The organism is Enterobacter sp. T1-1, assembly GCF_000710795.1.
Lineage (GTDB): Bacteria > Pseudomonadota > Gammaproteobacteria > Enterobacterales > Enterobacteriaceae > Enterobacter > Enterobacter cloacae.
In genome coordinates, this window is the sequence record NZ_JALW01000071.1 from 1 (window position 1) to 19042 (window position 19042).

The window sequence follows — 19042 nt, forward strand, 5'->3', positions numbered from 1 at the left end:
GCAGCCCTATAGCCACTATCGTAAGGCATACCATTCCTTATGCTTCAACGGGTTGGCCATTGCACCCAAAATATCGGAAATCACGTTAACAATAATCACCAGCGAACCAATCACCATGACGCCTGCTGAAATGGCGGCGTAATCCTGCTGACGAATGGCGTTAATGAGCCACCGGCCCAGACCTGGCCAGCTAAAGACCATCTCGGTGATCATCGCCAGGGTTAGCATGGTCGAAAACTGCAGCCCAAGGCGCGGAATAACCGGCGGGAGCGCGTTATGCAGTACGTGACGACGCAAGATAGTCAGGCGTGAGAGACCGCGCGTGGCCGCAGCTTTAACGTAGTTCTGATCAAACACTTCCATGGTGCTCAAGCGCATCAGGCGGATCACTTCGGTTGTGGGCGCCACCGCAAGCGTCAGCACCGGTAACACCATATGACGCAGGGCGCTGACGATCATTTCGTGACGCCAGACGGAGTCAGAGAGCCATGCATCAATAATGGCGAAACCGGTCACCGATTTAACCGTGTAGAGGAGGTCAAAGCGGCCTGAAACCGGCAGCCAGCCCATTGTCAGAGAGAAGAACAGCGTCAGCAACAGCGCCAGCCAGAAGACCGGGATAGAAAAGCCGAGCAGGGCGAGGGCGCTGATAAATTTATCCTGCCATTTATTGCGATAAATCCCCGCCAGCATGCCCACCGGAATGCCCACCATCAGGGCAAAGCCGAAGGCCAGAATACAGAGCTCCATCGTGGCCGGGAACACGTCTTTCAACTGCTCAGAGATAAGCTGTCCGTTGATACTGGAGACGCCAAAATCCCAGTGCAACAGGCCGTTGAACCAGAACAGCCAGGCATCCCACAGCGACGATCCCTGAAGCGGGGCGTGCGGCGTAAAGTAGCTCAGGCTGAAGCCCACGAAGGTCAGTAAAAAGAGCGTCACCAGCAGTAACAGGAGTCGACGCAAGGTAAAAATGATCATGGTTTTTTCACCTCTTGTTCTTTTTCACGGTCGACCCCGGCGAAGGAGGCGTTGCCAAACGGGCTCAATACCAGGCCTTTAATATCGTAACGATAGGCCTGCAGACGCAGGGAAGAGGCCAGCGGCAGCACGGGCAGTTCCTTAGCGAGGATCTTTTGCGCTTCATCATAGGCATCAATGCGTGATGAGAGTTGTTGTGACGCCAGCGCTTTTTGCAGAACGGCGTCAAACTCGCGGTTGCACCAGTGAGCGTAGTTGGTCTGTGAGTTTATTGCCGCGCAGCTTAACAACGGACGGAAGAAACTGTCCGGGTCGTTACTGTCAGTCGCCCAGCCCGTCAGTGTGAGGTCATGGTTCATATCCATCAGGCGCGCTTCCTGGAAACGCCCTTCAACCGGAACGATGATCACTTTTACACCCACCTGCGCCATATCAGCCTGCAGCAGCTCGGCGGTTTTCAGCGGGCTAGGGTTCCATGCCTGAGAGCTGGTCGGTACCCAGAGCTGCAGCGTCAGGTTTTCAGCGCCCAACGCTTTAAGCTGTTCGCGAGCTTTTGCCGGATTGTATTCCGTGATTTTGGCTTCACCGTCATACGCCCACGAGGCGCGCGGTAAAATAGAGGCGGCGGTTTCCGCGGTGCCGTAATAAATGGACTGCATCAAACGCTGGTTGTTAATGGCCAGCGCCAGTGCATGACGAACTGCCGGGTTATTCAGCGGCGGCTTATCGGTGTTAAAAGCGAGATAGGCAATGTTCATACCCGGGCGCAGCGTCAGGCGCAGGCGCGGATCGTCGCGTAAAATAGTGAGCTGGCTGGCGGCAGGCCAGGCCAGCACGTCACACTCGCCGGTCAGCAGCTTTGAGAGCCGCCCCGTACCGCCAGACCCGAGGTCGACCACTACCTGCGGCATCAGCGGCGTGCCGCGCCAGAAGTGTTCGTGGCGCTGCAGGCGAATATATTGCCCGGCGCGGTATTCGGCCAGCTGGAACGGACCGGTGCCGACCGGCTGGCGGTCAAGCAGCTCCTGACGATCCTGCTTGTTCAGCTTTGCCGCGTACTCAGCGGACATGACGGACGCATAGTGGGTCGCCAGATGCCAGAGGAAAGAGGCATCCGGGCGCGTCAGGGAAAATTCAACCGTCCGGTTATCCAGTTTGCGCACGCTTTTAACGGTGTCGGCAAACTGCAGGCTGTCGAAATAGGGGAAGTTCCCCCCGTTGACGTTATGCCAGGGGTGATGGCGGTTGAAGATACGCTGGAACGTAAAGACCACATCGTCTGCATTCAGCTTGCGCGTGGGGGTAAACCACGGCGTATGCTGAAACGCAACGTCATCACGCAGACGGAAACGGTAAGTTGCGCCGTTGTCCAGCACCTCCCAGCTTTCCGCCAGCTCCGGCACCAGACGGTAGGTGTACGGATCAACATCAAGCAGACGGTCGTAAAGCTGAGCGGCGAGAGTATCCACAATCAGGCCGCTGCCCGCTTTTTGTGGGTTGAAGGTATCAACCTGTCCGCTGACGCAGTAGACGAAGCCACTGTCACGAATATCAGGCTGCTCAGTTGGCTCGGGGGCAGCAAAGGCCTGGCAACTGAACAGACTGAGTGCAAAAAAGGACGATAAAACCAGACGCATAATTTTTAAGGTATGATATGTTAAGTGGCTATCTTACTAATATTAAACGAAATTATCCAGTGTCGTTTATCCCTGAGGGCATCCTGGGGGCAGTAGCGTTTGCAGTCGCTCATTCAGCATACCAACCTGATCGGCATTCATACCGACTCTCCACTTTGAATATACCTCATAAACCATCTTAGCATTTTCATGCCCTGTCTGACTCGCTATAAACGAAGGATTCGCCCCGACAGACCGTATGCGGTTAGCAACTGCGTGCGTGATTGGCTGATGGAACTCACGACAGACATCTTCCCGTTACCTCGCGATGCGATATTGAGTGGGCAATAAAACCCCATAATAAAGTGCGTGCTGTTTATCCTGTGCAAGCATGATTCGATGGCGTGAATTATTATTGAGTCGATGTATTACAATAAGAAATATTCACTAAACGTATACTTGCTTAATTAATGGTTGCGTTACGAGTAATGTTGATTTATATACTGACCCTCTGATCCTGCAATTTGGCAGGGAGAAATAAAAAAAGAATAAAATGAATCGTCATAACATCTAAGAAAATTACAGTTTTCTGTTGGGGCATACCGAACGGCACTGCACCTGATTGTCTGCTTTTTTATATTTGATGTTAAATCTTTTTCATTATGGACGTCTCGCGTCTTTCTCATGGCATGAGAAGTGACCAAAACATCAGAGAGTTAGGGAATGATTGAACCTTTGGGGCTAATTAAGAATTTTGCACGCGTTCGCACGCACATATTCGTGACGATTGCGTTTTTCTCATCGGTCATAAATATACTGATGCTGGCACCATCTATTTATATGTTGCAGGTTTACGATCGCGCGCTTTCATCCGGGAATACCACAACGCTTTTTATGTTGACGCTGCTGGTGTTATTTATGTTTGCCGTCATGGCACTCCTTGATTACGCGCGTGGCATCGTCATCATCCGATTGGGTAATCAATTTGATAATGCGCTTTCGCCTGCACTCTATACCGCTGCATGTGAAAGTAATCTCGTTAAGCACAGTCCGAATGCCGGGCAGGCTATCAGCGACCTCACCGTTATACGCCAGTTTGTTACCGGCCCGGCGTTATTTGCGGTTTTTGATTCCATTTGGTTTCCCGTTTACCTCGGCGTTATTTTTCTTTTTAACACCTGGCTCGGGGTGTTCTCGCTTTCAGGCGCATGTCTGCTGCTGGCCCTGGCGTTTATTAACGAAAAAACGAAGCGTCAGCTTTTGAATGAAGCGGGGGGGTATGCCTTGATCTCAAATCACCAGGCTAACAGCTCCTTACAATCTGCTGAGACGCTGCATGCCCTGGGGATGACTGACAACGTTAAGGCGCGCTGGTGGCGCGGACATCAACAGTTCCTTTATTGCCAGAGTGCGGCCAGTGAACGCGCTGTATTGATGTCTGCCGTCACCAAAACCGTACGTATGGCGCTTCAGTCCCTGATGTTGGGGCTGGGCTGCTGGCTGGCGATTCTGGGAGACATCTCGCCGGGTATGATGATCGCGGGCTCAATTTTGCTCGGAAGAGCGCTGTCACCGGTGGAACAACTCATCAGCGTGTCGAAAGGCTACCGGTCAGCTCGTCTGGCATGGGAACGCGTGGTTCGTCTGACGGGAGACTTTCCCCCGGCGCAGGAGAGCATACGCCTGCCGGCTGCGCAGGGAGTGCTCACGGTGGAGAATGTCACCGTTTTCCCTCCGGGAAACCCCCGGCAGCCCATACTGCAAAACATCACTCTGCGGGTAAACCCGGGTGAGGTGCTGGGAATTGTGGGAGCCAGTGCATCGGGGAAATCCTGTCTCGCCAGAGTGTTGTGCGGTGTCTGGCCTGCCGGAGAGGGGGATGTCAGGCTGGATGGGGCAGATATTTATCAGTGGCAGAAGCAGAAGCCGGGTCCTGGAATCGGCTACTTGCCGCAGGACGTTACGCTTTTCACGGGAACCCTCGCTGAGAATATTGCCCAGTTTGGGGAGATTGATTCAACACAACTGATCGCCACGGCAAAGCTGGCCGGGATCCACGACATGATTTTGCGTATGCCTGACGGGTATAACACCCTGACCGGCGAGCAGGGGATGTCCCTGTCGGGTGGGCAAAAACAGCGCATTGGCCTGGCCCGGGCGCTGTACGGCAATCCGGCACTGGTGATCCTTGATGAGCCCAACGCTCACCTCGATGAATCGGGTGAGCAGGCTTTGCAGCAGGTTATCCGGCAGCTCCGGCAGCAGAAAAAAAGCGTTGTCATCATTTCTCATCGTCCGGGAATATTGCCGCTGACCAGCCATCTGCTCGTCCTCGAAGGCGGAAAAACCAAGCTTTATGGCCCAACGGCACAACTCTTACAGCAGTCAGCTCGCCCGGTAAATAAGACAAACAGCGTCCCTGCTGAACAAGGAAGAGTCCATGCATAATAGCGATGCGCAGAAGACGCCCCTTGTTGACGTCGTTCCGTTTGTCCGTCTTGGCTGGGTAGTGTTGCTGGCAGGTCTGGGATCTTTCTTGCTCTGGGCGGCACTGGCGCCGCTGGATAAAGGTGTTGTTTCCACCGGAACCGTGGTGGTGGACGGCTACCGTAAGGCCGTACAGGCACCCACAGGCGGTGTGGTGACAAGCATCGCCGTCAAAGAGGGGCAGACGGTACATAAAGGCGACCTGCTGGTGCTGCTCAGCCAGCAATCGACGCTCGCCCAACTCTCCGCTGCGCGCCAGCATTATCTGACGTCGCTCATTGCTGAAAGCCGCCTGCAGTCTGAGCTGGCGGGCATGCAAACGCTGACGTTGCCCCCTGAGACAGAAGACGAAGCCCTGCGGGATGCGATCAAGCCCATAGTGGCTCAGCAACGCCAGCTTATGCATGCCCGACAGAAGGCGCTGAAAAATGCTCAGGAAAATGACGCTCAGGCCATTGCAGGGCTGGCTCGCCAGCGCGATTCGCTTGCCAGAACCTGCGAGACGAAAGCGCAAGGACTCGCACTGTTAAATCGTCAACTCAAAGACCTGAAACCACTAATGGAAGAGGGCTATTTCCCCCGTAACCGCTATCTCGATATCCAGGTGCAATCGGCGTCTCTGGCGGGCGAGGTGGGTGAAACCCGCAGCAAAATCGTAGAGTTAGGGAATCAGATCGCCCAGCTCAAACGCGGCATGCAGCAGCGGTTGATTGATAACCGGAAAGATATTGAAACGCAAATTGACCAGCTTCGCCTGCAGGTCAGCGAGAGCAAAAAACAGCTGACGCTCTCCGGTGTCGATCTCTCCCTGACCCGCGTCGTCGCACCGCAGGATGGCGTGGTAATGAACCTCGCGCTTGCCAGCGACAGCGCGGTGGTGAGTGCGGGCGAGCAGCTACTGGAAATTGTCCCGCAGGCCTCCCCCCTGATTATCGACTCACAAATTGACGTCGCCCTGATCGATAAAGTCCATAAGGGCATGCCCGTTACCCTGATGTTTACCGCCTTCAACCAGCAAAGCACGCCGAAAATCCCGGCCCGGGTATTGCTGGTGTCAGCGGATCGCCAGACCGATCCCACCACCCAGCAGCCGTACTACAAGATTCAGATCGCCGTTACGCCGGAGGGGATGAAAAAGCTGAAGAGTGAGGAGGTTAAACCGGGTATGCCAGTAGAGGTCTTTATTAAAGCCGGAGAGCGCTCGCTGTTGAGCTATCTGCTGAAACCCATTGTGGATCGTGCATCGCGGTCGTTCATCGAGGAGTAAAGATGCTTACCGCAAAGTTCATACCTGTTGTGTATCTGCTCGCGCTGATGACGTCCTTTTCAGCAGGTGCGCTGACACTGACTCAGGGCTGGTTCATGGCGCTGGACAACGATCCGCAGTACCGCGCTGCCGTGAAGGATCAGCTTGCCGGAGAAGAGTACATCCCCATCGGTCGCGCCGGGTTACTGCCAAAAGTCAGCGTTAGCTATCAACGCGCACCGCGTAACTGGCAGCGGCAGCAGTACCAGCAGACAAATTTGTTGGGGGAGCATTCTGAGGTGGTGCAACATCAACAATATGACAGTTATTCGGGATCGGTTACCGTTGTTCAGCCGCTGTTTGATTACGATGCCTATGCGGGGTATCGCATCGGCATTATCAAAAAAATGCAGTCTGATGAACGCTACCGAAGCAGTCTGATTGATCTGCAAAACCGTTTCATTACCGCCTGGCTGGATCTTACCGAGGCGCATCAACGGCTTCAGCTTGCGGCACTGCATCGTCAGGGGCTGGAAGAGCAGAAAAAGCAGGCTCAGCGACAGTTTGAGGCCGGTGAGGGAGCAGTAACGGATGTCACCGAGACCGCCTCTGCGCTCAGCCTGGCGATTGCGGATGAGGTGGAGGCGCGCGATACGCTGGATACGGCTAACGTTGCGTTATCAGCGATCGTGGGCATGGATCTCTCGCAGACGGCAGCGCTGCCGATACTCGGTGAAAAGCCGCTTAGGCTGCCGCTGGCATCAGGAGACTATCGATACTGGGAACAAAAGGCAGCCGCGCATAATCCCGATATTCTTTCTGCCGGACATAGCGTGGAAGAAAAACGCTATGAAATTGAACGCAGTCGCGCTGGCGCGCTTCCCCGGGTACAGCTTTACGCGATGCATTCGGAGAACGATTCAAGCAACGACAATACCATTCATCAGAAATATCGTACCGACAGCATAGGCCTGCGCGTCAGCATGGATCTCTTTTCCGGGGGCGGCGTTTCAGCGTCCCTGCGTCAGGCAGCGGCCCGCTATGAGCAGGCAAAATATCTTCACGATGCACAGCGGCTGGCGACCTACAGCGAAATTAAAAAATCCTTAAATAAATGCCTCCATGCGTCAGAACGCCTTGCTGCCTATGCTTCCGCGGTGGACGCCGCCAGGCGTCAGATTGAAGCGACGAAAAAAAGCATTCAGGCTGGTCAGCGCATGAATATCGATTTATTAAATGCAGAACAATCTTTCTATAAAACCAAAGTTGAGCTTACTGCAGAAAAACATGCTGTCATTAAGGCATGGGTCAGTTTGCTCGCGCAGACGGGCGAAATAAACAATGATAACGTTATGTTACTTGATTCGTATTTTGCTCAATGATTGTTGATAATAAACAGAGGGACGACTATGCCTGTATTCGATTATCAGGGCGAGAAAAACACGCAGCTTATTAAGGATGCACTGACCATTGAAAGTATCAATTTTGGTGCAGCCACGTATGCTGATTATACCTATACAGAAGAAAATGGCTGGAAAGTATTAGACGGGACCACGCTTAACTACAGCGGCTGTACTAATCCCTATGGTGCTTTTTATGGCGAAAGTCTTCTTGAAACCAGTGCCGAATGCAACGTTATGGGAAAATATGACGCCAATGGCAAGCTGGTCAATATAGGCATTAGCTTCTGGGGGACGGGCACTTACGCCAGCGCGCCTTCACTTCAGCATACCATCAATACCGCGATGGATACCGTCAGCGACGTATTATCTGCACTGGTCGACGGCTATGCGGATAACTATGTTCTCAACGCGTATAAAAACCTCATGAGTTCGGTGGCCGCGTTTGCCACGGCAAATGGCCTGACCGGTAATGACATCATCATTACCGGACATAGTCTTGGCGGACTGGCTGTTAACAGCATGGCAACCCTGTCCGCACAGGGCCAGTGGGGTGGTTTCTTTGAGGACGCAAGCTACGTCGCATTCGCCTCTCCGACTCAAAACCTGGCCGATGACAAAGTGCTTAATATTGGTTATGAGAACGATCCGGTATTTCGTGTGTTAACGGGTCACAGCTTGACGCTGGACAGTTTATTTAACCACGACACGCCGCTTGAAACCTGCACCAACAACATCGTCTCCTTTAATGATTACTATGCCGGCCTGACCAACGATTGTAAGATCTTTTCGATCGCGAATATGGCGTCCTGGGCCGGGCACTCCGGTCAGGGCTATACGGACGGTGCATTACGAATTATGGATTCTGAAATCTATGATTTCACCCATCAAAATTCCAATATCATTGTTTCTAATCTTTCTGAAGCATACCGTTCCACGACCTGGGTTTCGGATCTCAATAAATCCGTAACGCATGTGGGATCAACATTTATTATTGGTACCGAAACAAATGATTTATTACAAGGCGGGAAGGGTAACGATTATCTCTGCGGTGGTGGCGGAGATGACAGTTTTAAAGATCACAGCGGCTACAACGTTATTTATGGCGGCGCAGGGACTAACACCTACGTAACGGAATGTCATATTGCCGATTTTACGTTTAGCCACGATGCAGAAGGGACGCTGTACTTTAAATATTCCACCGGCGATATTACACGGGCGGAAGATATCCATTACGTTAACGCAGACCACACCTTGTTCAGCCTGTTTGGTATTAACATCAACCAGAACGCGACATGGCAGGTCACGGATTATGGCTTAGAAGGTGACAGTGGCTCAATCGCGTATGCGAAAAGCTATTATGCCGATACAGAGAACAGCTTCACTATCTCGACCGCCAGTAATGACAGCTGGTTCTATTCAGGAGCCAATGACAGTGAGATCAGCGTAAACGGGAACAATAACAATGTGGTTTCCGGGTATGCCGACGACGCCATCCACCTTAACGGCAGCGAAAACACGCTTCTCTTCTACGGTGATTTTGGTCATGACACGGTCTATAACCTCTCCGCCAGCGACAGCCTGATCTTTATGGCTAACCAGAACATTGCCGATAATGACAGCTATCTCAACCACCTGTCGTTTGAAGGTGATAATGCCTTACTCACCTACGGCGACAGCAGCGTCACGCTGGTCGGTGTGAATACCGATATGCTTTCGCAGATGCATATTGCGGTAGCATGACTCTTTTCCCCGCGGGAACCTCGCGGGGATAAATCCCGTCAGAATGGCTCTGCCCGTCAGCGCATCTGGTGCTTTTTGAGCAATGCCCTTAACTGGTGGTAGGTCAGCCCCAACAGTTCAGCTGCCCCTTTCTGGTTATATTTCGCCATCCTCAGGCTCTGCTCCAGTAGCTGCTGTTCCTGCTTATGCTGAAACTGGCGCAGATCGAGCGGGAGTGAGGGCCCATCGTTCGAACGCGCCGGCGCGGTAATAGATGGCGCGTTACGCTGAAAAGGATCGAGAATAATGTTGTCCAGTTCCGTTTCGCTGCTGCCGTGACGGTAGACAGAGCGTTCGACGACGTTCTTCAGCTCGCGAATATTCCCCGGCCAGGGGTAGTTAAGCAGCGTCTCCCGGGCATTATCGCTAAAGCCCGGAAAGAGCGGCAGACCCAGCTCACGGCACATCTGAATGGCAAACTGTTCCGCCAGCAGCATAATATCGCTGCGCCGTTCACGCAGCGGCGGAAGCTGGACGACGTCAAAAGCCAGGCGGTCGAGCAGGTCGGCGCGAAATTTATCCTCAGCCACCATTTCCGGCAGGTTGGCATTTGTCGCACAGACCAGACGCACGTTAACCTGTAGCGGCTGGCTGCCGCCGACGCGTTCCAGCTCGCCATATTCAATGACGCGCAACAATTTTTCCTGTACCAGCATTGGCGCGGTGGCCAGTTCGTCGAGGAACAGGGTGCCGCCGTCGGCACGCTCGAAACGGCCAGGGTGGCGCTTTTGCGCCCCGGTAAAGGCTCCCGCTTCATGGCCGAACAGCTCGGTATCCAGCAGGTTCTCATTCAGCGCGGCGCAGTTAAGCGAAATAAAAGGACCATCCCAGCGCCCGGACAGATAGTGGAGTCGGTTGGCGATCAGCTCCTTGCCCGTGCCGCGCTCACCGATAATCAGCACCGGTTTGTTGAGAGGGGCGAGGCGTGAAACCTGCTCCAGCACTTCGAGAAAGCTGTTAGCCTCACCGAGTAAATTGTCTTTATATTCAGCCATGATGAAATTAACCACTCCTTAGCGAGATTCACCAGGTGAGCTTAGTTCCTCAGTGAGCGAAAATCAATCACATTCAGTGAAATCAATAAGATAAAAAGTTGGCACGGGAATTGTATTATCTGTACAGCAGGGCATCGCCCGATAACAGAAATGTGAGGATTGAATTATGGGTATTTTTTCTCGTTTTGCCGATATCGTGAACGCCAACATCAACTCGCTGCTTGAGAAAGCGGAAGATCCGCAAAAGCTGGTGCGTCTGATGATTCAGGAAATGGAAGATACGCTGGTTGAAGTGCGTTCTACCTCCGCCCGTGCGCTGGCTGAGAAAAAGCAGTTAACCCGCCGTATTGAGCAGGCTACCGCCCAGCTTAATGAATGGCAGGAAAAAGCCGAACTGGCGCTGCGTAAAGATAAAGAAGATCTGGCCCGTGCCGCACTGATTGAAAAACAGAAACTGGCGGATATGGTTACCGCGCTGGAACATGAAGTTACGCTGGTGGACGACACGCTCACCCGTATGAAGAAAGAGATTGGCGAGCTTGAGAACAAGCTGAGCGAAACCCGTGCGCGTCAGCAGGCACTTACGCTGCGTCACCAGGCGGCAAACTCTTCCCGCGATGTACGCCGTCAGCTGGACAGCGGTAAGCTTGATGAAGCAATGGCGCGTTTTGAGTCCTTCGAACGTCGTATCGATCAGATGGAAGCGGAAGCGGAAAGCCACAGCATCGGTAAGCAAAAATCGCTCGATCAGCAGTTCGCCGATCTGAAAGCCGACGATGAAATCAGCGAGCAGCTGGCGGCCCTGAAAGCCAAAATGAAGCAAGACAATCAATAATAATTCATGCGGCACCTGAGCGTGCCGCCACGCATCGTACGACAAGGAGTACACATGAGCGCGCTTTTTCTCGCTATTCCCCTGACCATTTTCGTGCTGTTCGTGCTGCCGATTTGGTTATGGCTGCACTACAGCAACCGTTCTTCACGGGACGCCCTTTCCCAGAGCGAGCAACAACGTCTGGTACAGCTGTCCGATCAGGCGAATAAGATGCGTGAACGTATTCAGGCGCTGGAAGCTATCCTGGATGCGGAACACCCGAACTGGAGGGAGCGTTAATGTCAGGACTGAATCTGAATAAAAAGCTGTGGCGGATCCCACAGCAGGGCATGGTTCGCGGCGTCTGTGCGGGGCTTGCCCACTATCTGGATGTACCGGTTAAGCTGGTGCGCGTGGTAACGGTGTTATCGATTTTCTTCGGTCTGGCGTTTATCACTCTGGTGGCGTACATCGTTTTGTCGTTTGTGCTCGACCCCATGCCGGAAGGTGAACTGGCTGCAGAAGGCGCACCGAGTAGTAGTGACATTCTGAACCAGGTGGATGCTGAACTGGCCGCAGGTGAAAAGCGGTTGCGCGAAATGGAACGTTACGTCACGTCTGATACCTTTACGCTGAGAAGTCGTTTTCGTCAGCTTTAAGAGAGAACATAGATGAACAAAAACTGGCAACAGGCCGGTCAGAAGGTAAAACCCGGCCTGAAAATCGCAGGTAAACTGGTTCTGCTGACGGCGTTACGTTATGGTCCGGCAGGCGTGGCTGGCTGGGCAATAAAATCTGTTGCCCGTAAGCCGGTAAGACTGTTGCTGGCCGTGGCGCTGGAGCCGCTGCTGCAAAAACTGGCCAAACGTTTTTCCCGTCGATACTTATCCTGATCCCCATGTATACCGCAGTCTTTCTCTTATGAGAGGAGGGCTGCTGGCATTTCTCTTCGTTTTCTCCCTTTTCTGTCTTTCTTTGCGGCAGCTCACATTACTGCGCTGAGTTGCCTTGAGAAGACGTTTTTACCCCCTCAGGTCCGTTGACAGATATTTTTCATGGGAGTAGATTGCGTTTCGTGGGACCGCTACCATGGAAAAGTAAAGTGAACGATAAAATTAAAAATTTAATCAATCTTGTTTACGGCGAATCGTTTTCTGAGGCGCACCGTGAAACACTGTCAGGGAAAATTTCCAGAGCTGCTGCTGTTATTACCGAAAAGCGTAAAGCCGGTTGGGATGAAAAAGATATCGTCCTGATAACCTATGCCGATCAGTTCTACAATAAAGGGGAGAAAGCGCTGCCTGTATTTACCCGTTTTTATAACAGATGGCTTTCTCGTTCATTTTCTCATGTGCATCTTTTACCTTTTTACCCGTGGTCCTCTGATGATGGTTTTTCCGTTATCGATTACCATGACGTTTCGCCTGAAACGGGAACATGGCAAGACGTTGCCGAATTAAAACAATATGCCAGTTTAATGTTCGATTTTGTTTGCAACCATATGTCTGCGAAAAGCCAATGGTTCGCTCATTATCTTGCGCAAAAACCGGGCTATGAAGATTTCTTTATTTCCGTGGATCCGCAAACTGATTTATCTGCTGTGACACGGCCTCGCGCATTGCCTCTCCTGACACCTTTTACACTTGATGACGGAAGCGTTCGGCATCTGTGGACGACCTTCAGCGATGATCAGATTGACCTCAATTTCGCCTCTCCTGAGGTGTTGATTGCAATGGTGGATGTGCTTCTCCATTACCTGATGGAAGGAGCGCGCTATATCCGCCTTGATGCGGTCGGTTTTATGTGGAAGATCCCCGGAACAAGCTGCATCCATCTTGAACAAACGCACCGTTTGATTCAGGTCTTCCGCGCCATTACGGACGCTGTGGCACCGGGTACGGTGATCATCACTGAGACCAATGTCCCGCATAAAGACAACGTTTCTTACTTTGGTGACGGCAAGAATGAAGCCCAGATGGTGTATCAGTTCTCCTTGCCACCACTGGTTCTGCATGCCGTTCATCGTCAGGATGTACGGGCACTTTGTCAGTGGGCCACATCGCTGGAACTGCCGTCAAAGCAAACCACCTGGTTTAACTTTTTGGCCTCGCATGACGGGATTGGACTTAATCCGTTACGCGGAATTTTACCGGAATCGGAAATTCTGTCGCTGGTAGAAACACTCCAGCAGGAAGGCGCGCTGGTTAACTGGAAAAATAACCCTGACGGTACGCGCAGCCCGTATGAGATCAATGTAACCTATCTGGATGCATTAAGTGCTAAGAAGGATGAAGATACTCTGCGCATCGCCCGTTTTATTCTGGCTCATGCCGTTCTGTTGAGTTTCCCGGGTGTGCCTGCAATCTATATTCAGAGTATTATTGGCTCCCGTAATGATTATGAGGGTGTGGAGCGGTTAGGGTATAATAGAGCAATAAACCGAAAGAAATATCAGTCCGGTGAAATTGATCGTAAACTCGACGATATTAATAGCCTTCGTCATAAAGTTTATTCTGGATTGAGTGCGTTAATTTCGTTACGCCGTCAGGAAAAAGCGTTCCACCCGGACAGTCAGGCGCGCTTTGAAACATCCGGGGAGCATGTTTTGAAAATAGTTCGCATTGCCGATAACGGCGAGCGAATTACAGCACTCTTTAATTTCAGTAATGCTATTCAGCACGTCCCTTCAAATAGTCAGGCAGGAAAAGATTTAATAACCGGGGACAATATTAACGATACGACGTTGACCCTAAATCCATGGCAGGTTATGTGGATTAAAGAAAACTAAAAAAGGACCTTAACAATGAAAATGCCGAGAATTGTGCTGATTTCAGCACTGGTTTCGTGCGCCCTGTTATCAGGCTGCAAGGACGACACACAATCTTCTGTGACCATCGAGTTTATGCATTCGTCGGTGGAGCAGGAGCGTCAGGCCGTCATCACGAAACTGATTGAGAAATTCGAGAAAGAGAATCCCTCCATTACGGTGAAACAGGTGCCGGTGGAAGAGGATGCATACAACACCAAGGTCATTACCCTCGCGCGGACGGGCGCACTGCCGGAGGTGATTGAGGTCAGCCATGACTATGCAAAAGTGATGGATAAAGAGCAGTTGCTGGTCCGTGACGCAATTGGCGAAGCCATTAAAGCCGTCGGTGAAAAGACATTTTATGACGGTATTCTCCGTGTTGTTCGCACGGAAGACGGCACCGCGTGGACGGGGGTGCCAATTAGCGCCTGGCTGTCAGGCGTCTGGTACCACAAAGATGTTCTCGCCGCGGCGGGTATTAAAGAGCCGCATAACTGGCAACAACTGCTGAAAGCCAGTCAGATGCTCAACGACCCGGCTAAGAAACACTACGGTATCGCGCTTCCTACCGCTGAAAGCGTCATGACCGAGCAGGCCTTCTCCCAGTTTGCCCTTTCAGGTGGGGCAAACGTCTTCGACGCGCAGGGCAACATCCAGATCGATACGCCTGAAATGTTAAACGCGCTGGCGTTTTATAAAGAACTGGCGAAGAACACGATGCCAGGCTCGAACGACGTCATGGAGATCAAAGACGCGTTCATGAACGGTTCCGCGCCAATGGCGGTTTACTCCACCTACATTCTGCCTGCCGTGTTTAAAGAAGGGGATCCTGCCAACCTGGGCTTCGTGGTTCCAACGGAAAAATCGTCTGCGGTTTACGGCATGGTGACGTCGCTGACGATCACGACCGGTCAGACTGAAGAAGAAACCAAAGCCGCTGAGAAATTTGTGACCTGGATGGAGCAGGCTCAAAACGCCTCGGACTGGGTCATGATGTCTCCGGGGGCGGCGTTACCGGTGAACAAACTGGTGGTGGATACCGAGAGCTGGAAAAACAACGAGGTCATCAAAGCCTTTGGTCAACTGCCTTATGAGCTGATCGCACAGTTCCCGAATGTGCAGGTATTTGGGGCCGTGGGCGACAAAAACTTTACCCGCATGGGCGACGTGACAGGTTCCGGCATCATCAGTTCGATGGTGCATAACGTGACTGTAGGTCAGCAAGACCTCAACACCACGTTAAGCAACAGCCAGAAACGCCTGACTGACCTGGTTTCACAACGATAGGAGCGCTTCTGCGGAAGGAAATTATGAAGACGTTGTTTTCTGGTCGTTCAGATATGCCTTTCGCCATGCTGCTGTTGGCCCCCAGCCTGATTTTGCTGGGGGGCCTTGTGGCCTGGCCAATGATTTCCAACATTGAAATCAGTTTCTTACGCTTGCCGCTCAACCCGCGCATTAGCGCGGTGTTTGTTGGGCTGGATAACTACATCCGTATTTTGAGTGATGCAGCGTTCTGGCACTCCCTGTGGATGACCTTCTGGTATACGGCCCTGGTGGTGATAGGTAGCACGGGGCTAGGGCTGGCTGTCGCCATCTTCTTTAACCGGGAGTTTCGGCTGCGCAAAACGGCGCGTTCGCTGGTGATTTTATCTTACGTCACGCCGTCTATTTCACTGGTGTTTGCCTGGAAATACATGTTCAACAACGGCTACGGCATCGTGAACTATCTGGGGGTAGACCTGCTGCATCTGTATGACCAGGCACCGCTGTGGTTCGACAACCCCGGCAGCAGCTTTGTGCTGGTGGTGCTATTCGCCATCTGGCGCTACTTCCCGTATGCGTTTATCTCGTTTCTCGCGATCTTACAAACGATTGATAAATCGTTATACGAAGCCGCAGAAATGGATGGCGCGAATGGCTGGCAACGTTTTCGCATCGTCACGCTGCCCGCGATTATGCCGGTGCTGGCCACGGTTATCACGCTGCGAACCATCTGGATGTTTTACATGTTTGCGGACGTGTACCTGCTGACTACCAAAGTCGATATTTTGGGCGTCTATCTCTACAAAACGGCGTTTGCCTTTAACGATTTGGGTAAAGCTGCGGCTATCTCAGTGGTGCTGTTTGTGATCATTTTCGCCGTCATTCTGCTGACCAGAAAAAGGGTAAATCTCAATGGCAACAAATAAACGCGTACTGGGTCGTATTGGCTTTTACCTGGGGCTCGCGGCGTTCCTGATTATCACGCTGTTCCCATTTTTCGTGATGCTGATGACCTCCTTTAAAAGCGCCAGAGAGGCGATATCGCTGCATCCGACCATTCTGCCGCAGGAGTGGACGTTACAGCATTACATCGACATCTTTAACCCGCTGATTTTCCCGTTTGTGGATTACTTCCGTAACAGCATGGTGGTGTCACTGACCTCGTCGATTGTTGCCGTGTTTCTCGGCACGCTGGGGGCTTACGCCTTATCCAAACTGCGTTTTAAAGGGCGCACGACGATCAACGCCAGCTTCTACACCGTCTACATGTTTTCAGGGATTCTGCTGGTGGTGCCGCTGTTCAAAATCATCACCGCGCTCGGCATCTATGACACCGAACTGGCGCTGATTATCACCATGGTGACTCAGACATTACCCACGGCGGTGTTTATGCTGCGCAGCTATTTCGACACCATCCCGGACGAAATAGAAGAAGCCGCGATGATGGATGGCCTTAACCGCCTGCAAATCATCTTTCGCATTACCGTTCCGTTGGCGATTTCGGGCCTGGTGTCGGTTTTTGTCTACTGCTTCATGGTGGCGTGGAACGACTATCTGTTTGCCTCCATTTTCCTGTCCAGCGCCAGCAACTTCACCTTGCCGGTCGGGCTGAACACGCTTTTCAGTACGCCAGATTACATCTGGGGACGCATGATGGCGGCATCGCTGGTGACGGCACTGCCGGTGGTCATCATGTATGCGCTGTCTGAACGTTTTATTAAAAGTGGTTTGACCGCCGGTGGCGTTAAGGGCTGAGGCGGCCAATTTTAACAAGGAGTGAGTAATGAAGAAGTTAGTTGCGACAGCGCCGCGTGTGGCTGCGCTGGTCGAATATGAAGACCGTCCCGTTGCCGTTCATGAAGTGAAAATTCGCGCCCGCTTTGGCGCACCGAAACACGGCACCGAAGTGGTGGATTTCAGGGCGGCGAGTCCGTTTATCGATGAAGAGTTTAACCCTGACTGGCAGCTGTTTACGCCGCGTGAAGAGGGGGCGGCTCGCGGGATCGAGTTTGGCAAATTCCAGCTCGGGAACATGATCGTCGGGGACATCATTGAGTGTGGCGCTGACGTAACGGAATACCGTGTCGGAGACCGCGTTTGCTGTTATGGACCGCTACAGGAAACGGTCATTGTGAATGCCGTCAATAACTACAAACTGCGCAAAATGCCTCAGGGCGCCTCCTGGAAAAATGCGGTCTGCTACGACCCGGCACAATTTGCAATGAGCGGCGTACGTGACGCCAATGTGCGGGTAGGGGATTTTGTCGTCGTCGTTGGGCTTGGCGCGATTGGTCAGATTGCCATCCAGCTGGCAAAGAAAGCCGGTGCGTCAATCGTTATCGGTGTCGACCCTATCGCGCACCGCTGCGACATTGCCCGTCGCCATGGGGCAGACCACTGTCTGGATCCGATTGGCACGGATGTTGGTCTGGAAATCAAAAAACTGACCGGCAAGCAGGGCGCGGATGTGATTATCGAAACCAGCGGCTTTGCTGATGCGCTGCAGTCTGCGCTGCGCGGACTCGCGTACGGCGGCACCATCTCATACGTGGCCTTTGCGAAACCGTTCGCGGAAGGCTTTAACCTGGGGCGCGAAGCGCATTTCAATAATGCGAAAATTGTCTTCTCCCGCGCCTGCAGTGAGCCAAATCCTGATTACCCACGCTGGAACCGTAAGCGTATTGAAGAGACCTGCTGGGAATTGCTGATGAACGGCTATCTCAATTGTGAAGATTTAATCGACCCGGTCGTAACGTTTACCACCAGCGCTGAGAGCTACATGACGTATGTCGATCAGCATCCTGAACTGAGTATCAAAATGGGCGTCACGTTCTGAGCTAAGGAGAGCATGAAAATGAAAATCGCAACGCAAAACCAGGCCTTTTTCCCGACCAATATCCTGGAAAAATTTCAATACATCAAGGCCATGGGCTTTGATGGGTATGAGATAGACGGCAAGCTGCTGGTGGAGAACCTTGAAGAGGTTAAAGCGGCCATTAAGGCTACAGGGCTGCCGGTTACCACGGCCTGCGGCGGGTACGATGGCTGGATTGGTGACTTCATCGAAGAGCGTCGCCTGAACGGATTAACGCAGATCGAACGCATCCTTGAAGCGTTAGCAGAGGTGGGCGGAAAAGGAATCGTTGTTCCTGCCGCCTGGGGGATGTTTACCTTCCGCCTGCCGCCGATGACATCGCCGCGTAGCCTTGAAGGAGACCGCAAGGCGGTGAGCGCCTCGCTGCGCCAACTGGACGAGGTGGCGGCGCGCACCGGCACCACCGTTTACCTGGAGCCGCTGAACCGCTATCAGGATCACATGATCAACACCCTCGCGGATGCACGTCGCTACATCGAAGAGAATGGGCTGAAACATGTGCAGATTATCGGCGATTTCTATCATATGAATATTGAAGAAGACTCGCTGACGGAAGCGTTGCACCAGAACCGCGACCTGCTGGGCCATGTGCATATTGCCGATAACCATCGTTATCAGCCGGGAAGCGGCTCTCTTGATTTTGCCGCTCTGTTCGACCAGCTGCGTGCCGATTGTTATCAGGGTTATGTTGTTTACGAGTGCCGCGTTCGCGCTGACGATCCTGCGAAGGCCTATCAGGATTCTCTCACTTACCTGCGTGAATGCTAAGGA

The 19042-nt window shown here is 52.5% G+C and carries 17 protein-coding genes and 1 pseudogene; 14 read left to right on the forward strand and 4 right to left on the reverse strand.

Annotation, left to right across the window (positions count from 1 at the left end):
• Nucleotides 1-15: 15 nt before the first annotated feature.
• From sapB to AK59_RS1000000125335, 3 genes and pseudogenes are all read right to left on the reverse strand, one after another.
• Nucleotides 16-981, reverse strand: a complete 966-nt coding sequence (gene sapB, locus AK59_RS0120345) for a putrescine export ABC transporter permease SapB (RefSeq protein WP_013096396.1) — start codon at nt 979-981, stop codon at nt 16-18.
• Nucleotides 978-2618: an ABC transporter substrate-binding protein SapA gene (gene sapA, locus AK59_RS0120350; protein ID WP_029883662.1), complete on the reverse strand. Its 1641-nt coding sequence runs from the start codon at nt 2616-2618 to the stop codon at nt 978-980. Before sapA ends, sapB begins: the two co-directional genes overlap by 4 nt.
• 66 nt (nt 2619-2684) lie before the next feature.
• Nucleotides 2685-2849: pseudogene (locus AK59_RS1000000125335) on the reverse strand (site-specific integrase); the annotation flags it as partial.
• 471 nt (nt 2850-3320) lie between these two features.
• Between AK59_RS1000000125335 and AK59_RS0120355 the strand changes: the two are divergent.
• Genes AK59_RS0120355 through AK59_RS0120370 form a run of 4 tightly spaced genes read left to right on the forward strand, consistent with a single transcriptional unit; the run spans nt 3321 to nt 9473 of the window.
• Nucleotides 3321-5045: a type I secretion system permease/ATPase gene (locus tag AK59_RS0120355; RefSeq protein ID WP_029883663.1), complete on the forward strand. Its 1725-nt coding sequence runs from the start codon at nt 3321-3323 to the stop codon at nt 5043-5045.
• Nucleotides 5038-6351 carry an HlyD family type I secretion periplasmic adaptor subunit gene (locus AK59_RS0120360; RefSeq protein ID WP_029883664.1) on the forward strand — a complete coding sequence of 438 codons (1314 nt, stop codon included), beginning with the start codon at nt 5038-5040 and terminating at the stop codon, nt 6349-6351. The genes AK59_RS0120355 and AK59_RS0120360 overlap by 8 nt, the downstream gene beginning before the upstream one ends.
• A 2-nt stretch (nt 6352-6353) precedes the next feature.
• Nucleotides 6354-7712, forward strand: coding sequence for a TolC family outer membrane protein (locus tag AK59_RS0120365; RefSeq protein WP_029883665.1), 1359 nt, complete (start codon nt 6354-6356; stop codon nt 7710-7712).
• 27 nt (nt 7713-7739) lie between these two features.
• Complete coding sequence (locus AK59_RS0120370; RefSeq protein ID WP_023622385.1) at nt 7740-9473, forward strand: polyurethane esterase; 1734 nt, start codon at nt 7740-7742, stop codon at nt 9471-9473.
• Between the two features lie 56 nt (nt 9474-9529).
• Here AK59_RS0120370 and pspF read toward each other — a convergent pair whose 3' ends face one another.
• Nucleotides 9530-10507 (reverse strand): phage shock protein operon transcriptional activator, encoded by a 978-nt coding sequence (gene pspF, locus AK59_RS0120375; protein WP_029883666.1) that lies wholly within the window; start codon nt 10505-10507, stop codon nt 9530-9532.
• Between the two features lie 166 nt (nt 10508-10673).
• On the opposite strand from pspF, the gene pspA reads away from it, so the two are divergent.
• From pspA to AK59_RS0120425, 10 genes are all read left to right on the forward strand, one after another.
• A complete protein-coding gene (pspA, locus tag AK59_RS0120380) occupies nt 10674-11342 on the forward strand; it encodes a phage shock protein PspA (RefSeq protein ID WP_013096403.1) in 669 nt (222 codons plus the stop codon).
• A gap of 54 nt (nt 11343-11396) precedes the next feature.
• The gene (gene pspB / locus AK59_RS0120385) at nt 11397-11621 is read left to right on the forward strand and encodes an envelope stress response membrane protein PspB (RefSeq protein WP_013096404.1); all 225 of its coding nucleotides are present in this window, start codon (nt 11397-11399) and stop codon (nt 11619-11621) included.
• Nucleotides 11621-11980 carry an envelope stress response membrane protein PspC gene (pspC, locus tag AK59_RS0120390; protein ID WP_013096405.1) on the forward strand — a complete coding sequence of 120 codons (360 nt, stop codon included), beginning with the start codon at nt 11621-11623 and terminating at the stop codon, nt 11978-11980. Before pspB ends, pspC begins: the two co-directional genes overlap by 1 nt.
• A 12-nt stretch (nt 11981-11992) precedes the next feature.
• On the forward strand, nt 11993-12214 hold the full coding sequence (gene pspD / locus AK59_RS0120395; protein WP_013096406.1) for a phage shock protein PspD: 222 nt from the start codon (nt 11993-11995) through the stop codon (nt 12212-12214).
• 209 nt (nt 12215-12423) lie between these two features.
• The gene (locus AK59_RS0120400; RefSeq protein WP_029883667.1) at nt 12424-14109 is read left to right on the forward strand and encodes an alpha-amylase family glycosyl hydrolase; all 1686 of its coding nucleotides are present in this window, start codon (nt 12424-12426) and stop codon (nt 14107-14109) included.
• 15 nt (nt 14110-14124) lie between these two features.
• Nucleotides 14125-15417 (forward strand): ABC transporter substrate-binding protein, encoded by a 1293-nt coding sequence (locus tag AK59_RS0120405; RefSeq protein ID WP_029883668.1) that lies wholly within the window; start codon nt 14125-14127, stop codon nt 15415-15417.
• Between the two features lie 23 nt (nt 15418-15440).
• On the forward strand, nt 15441-16322 hold the full coding sequence (locus tag AK59_RS0120410; RefSeq protein WP_013096409.1) for a carbohydrate ABC transporter permease: 882 nt from the start codon (nt 15441-15443) through the stop codon (nt 16320-16322).
• Entirely contained in the window at nt 16309-17151 is an 843-nt protein-coding gene (locus tag AK59_RS0120415) for a carbohydrate ABC transporter permease (protein ID WP_013096410.1), read from the forward strand. The genes AK59_RS0120410 and AK59_RS0120415 overlap by 14 nt, the downstream gene beginning before the upstream one ends.
• Before the next feature lie 28 nt (nt 17152-17179).
• Entirely contained in the window at nt 17180-18232 is a 1053-nt protein-coding gene (locus AK59_RS0120420; protein ID WP_013096411.1) for a zinc-dependent alcohol dehydrogenase, read from the forward strand.
• An 18-nt stretch (nt 18233-18250) separates the two neighbouring features.
• Nucleotides 18251-19039, forward strand: a complete 789-nt coding sequence (locus AK59_RS0120425; RefSeq protein ID WP_029883669.1) for a sugar phosphate isomerase/epimerase family protein — start codon at nt 18251-18253, stop codon at nt 19037-19039.
• Nucleotides 19040-19042: the final 3 nt, after the last annotated feature.

Bases quoted from the DNA above. Each gene is read 5' to 3' on its own strand.
- AK59_RS0120405 (WP_029883668.1), top strand. From the start codon at position 14,125: ATGAAAATGCCGAGAATTGTGCTGATTTCAGCACTGGTTTCGTGCGCC.
- AK59_RS0120415 (WP_013096410.1), top strand. From the start codon at position 16,309: ATGGCAACAAATAAACGCGTACTGGGTCGTATTGGCTTTTACCTGGGG.
- pspD (WP_013096406.1), top strand. From the start codon at position 11,993: ATGAACAAAAACTGGCAACAGGCCGGTCAGAAGGTAAAACCCGGCCTG.
- AK59_RS0120370 (WP_023622385.1), top strand. From the start codon at position 7,740: ATGCCTGTATTCGATTATCAGGGCGAGAAAAACACGCAGCTTATTAAG.
- AK59_RS0120360 (WP_029883664.1), top strand. From the start codon at position 5,038: ATGCATAATAGCGATGCGCAGAAGACGCCCCTTGTTGACGTCGTTCCG.
- AK59_RS0120355 (WP_029883663.1), top strand. From the start codon at position 3,321: ATGATTGAACCTTTGGGGCTAATTAAGAATTTTGCACGCGTTCGCACG.
- pspA (WP_013096403.1), top strand. From the start codon at position 10,674: ATGGGTATTTTTTCTCGTTTTGCCGATATCGTGAACGCCAACATCAAC.
- AK59_RS0120420 (WP_013096411.1), top strand. From the start codon at position 17,180: ATGAAGAAGTTAGTTGCGACAGCGCCGCGTGTGGCTGCGCTGGTCGAA.
- AK59_RS0120410 (WP_013096409.1), top strand. From the start codon at position 15,441: ATGAAGACGTTGTTTTCTGGTCGTTCAGATATGCCTTTCGCCATGCTG.
- pspB (WP_013096404.1), top strand. From the start codon at position 11,397: ATGAGCGCGCTTTTTCTCGCTATTCCCCTGACCATTTTCGTGCTGTTC.
- sapA (WP_029883662.1), bottom strand. From the start codon at position 2,618: ATGCGTCTGGTTTTATCGTCCTTTTTTGCACTCAGTCTGTTCAGTTGC.
- pspF (WP_029883666.1), bottom strand. From the start codon at position 10,507: ATGGCTGAATATAAAGACAATTTACTCGGTGAGGCTAACAGCTTTCTC.
- AK59_RS0120365 (WP_029883665.1), top strand. From the start codon at position 6,354: ATGCTTACCGCAAAGTTCATACCTGTTGTGTATCTGCTCGCGCTGATG.
- sapB (WP_013096396.1), bottom strand. From the start codon at position 981: ATGATCATTTTTACCTTGCGTCGACTCCTGTTACTGCTGGTGACGCTC.
- pspC (WP_013096405.1), top strand. From the start codon at position 11,621: ATGTCAGGACTGAATCTGAATAAAAAGCTGTGGCGGATCCCACAGCAG.
- AK59_RS0120425 (WP_029883669.1), top strand. From the start codon at position 18,251: ATGAAAATCGCAACGCAAAACCAGGCCTTTTTCCCGACCAATATCCTG.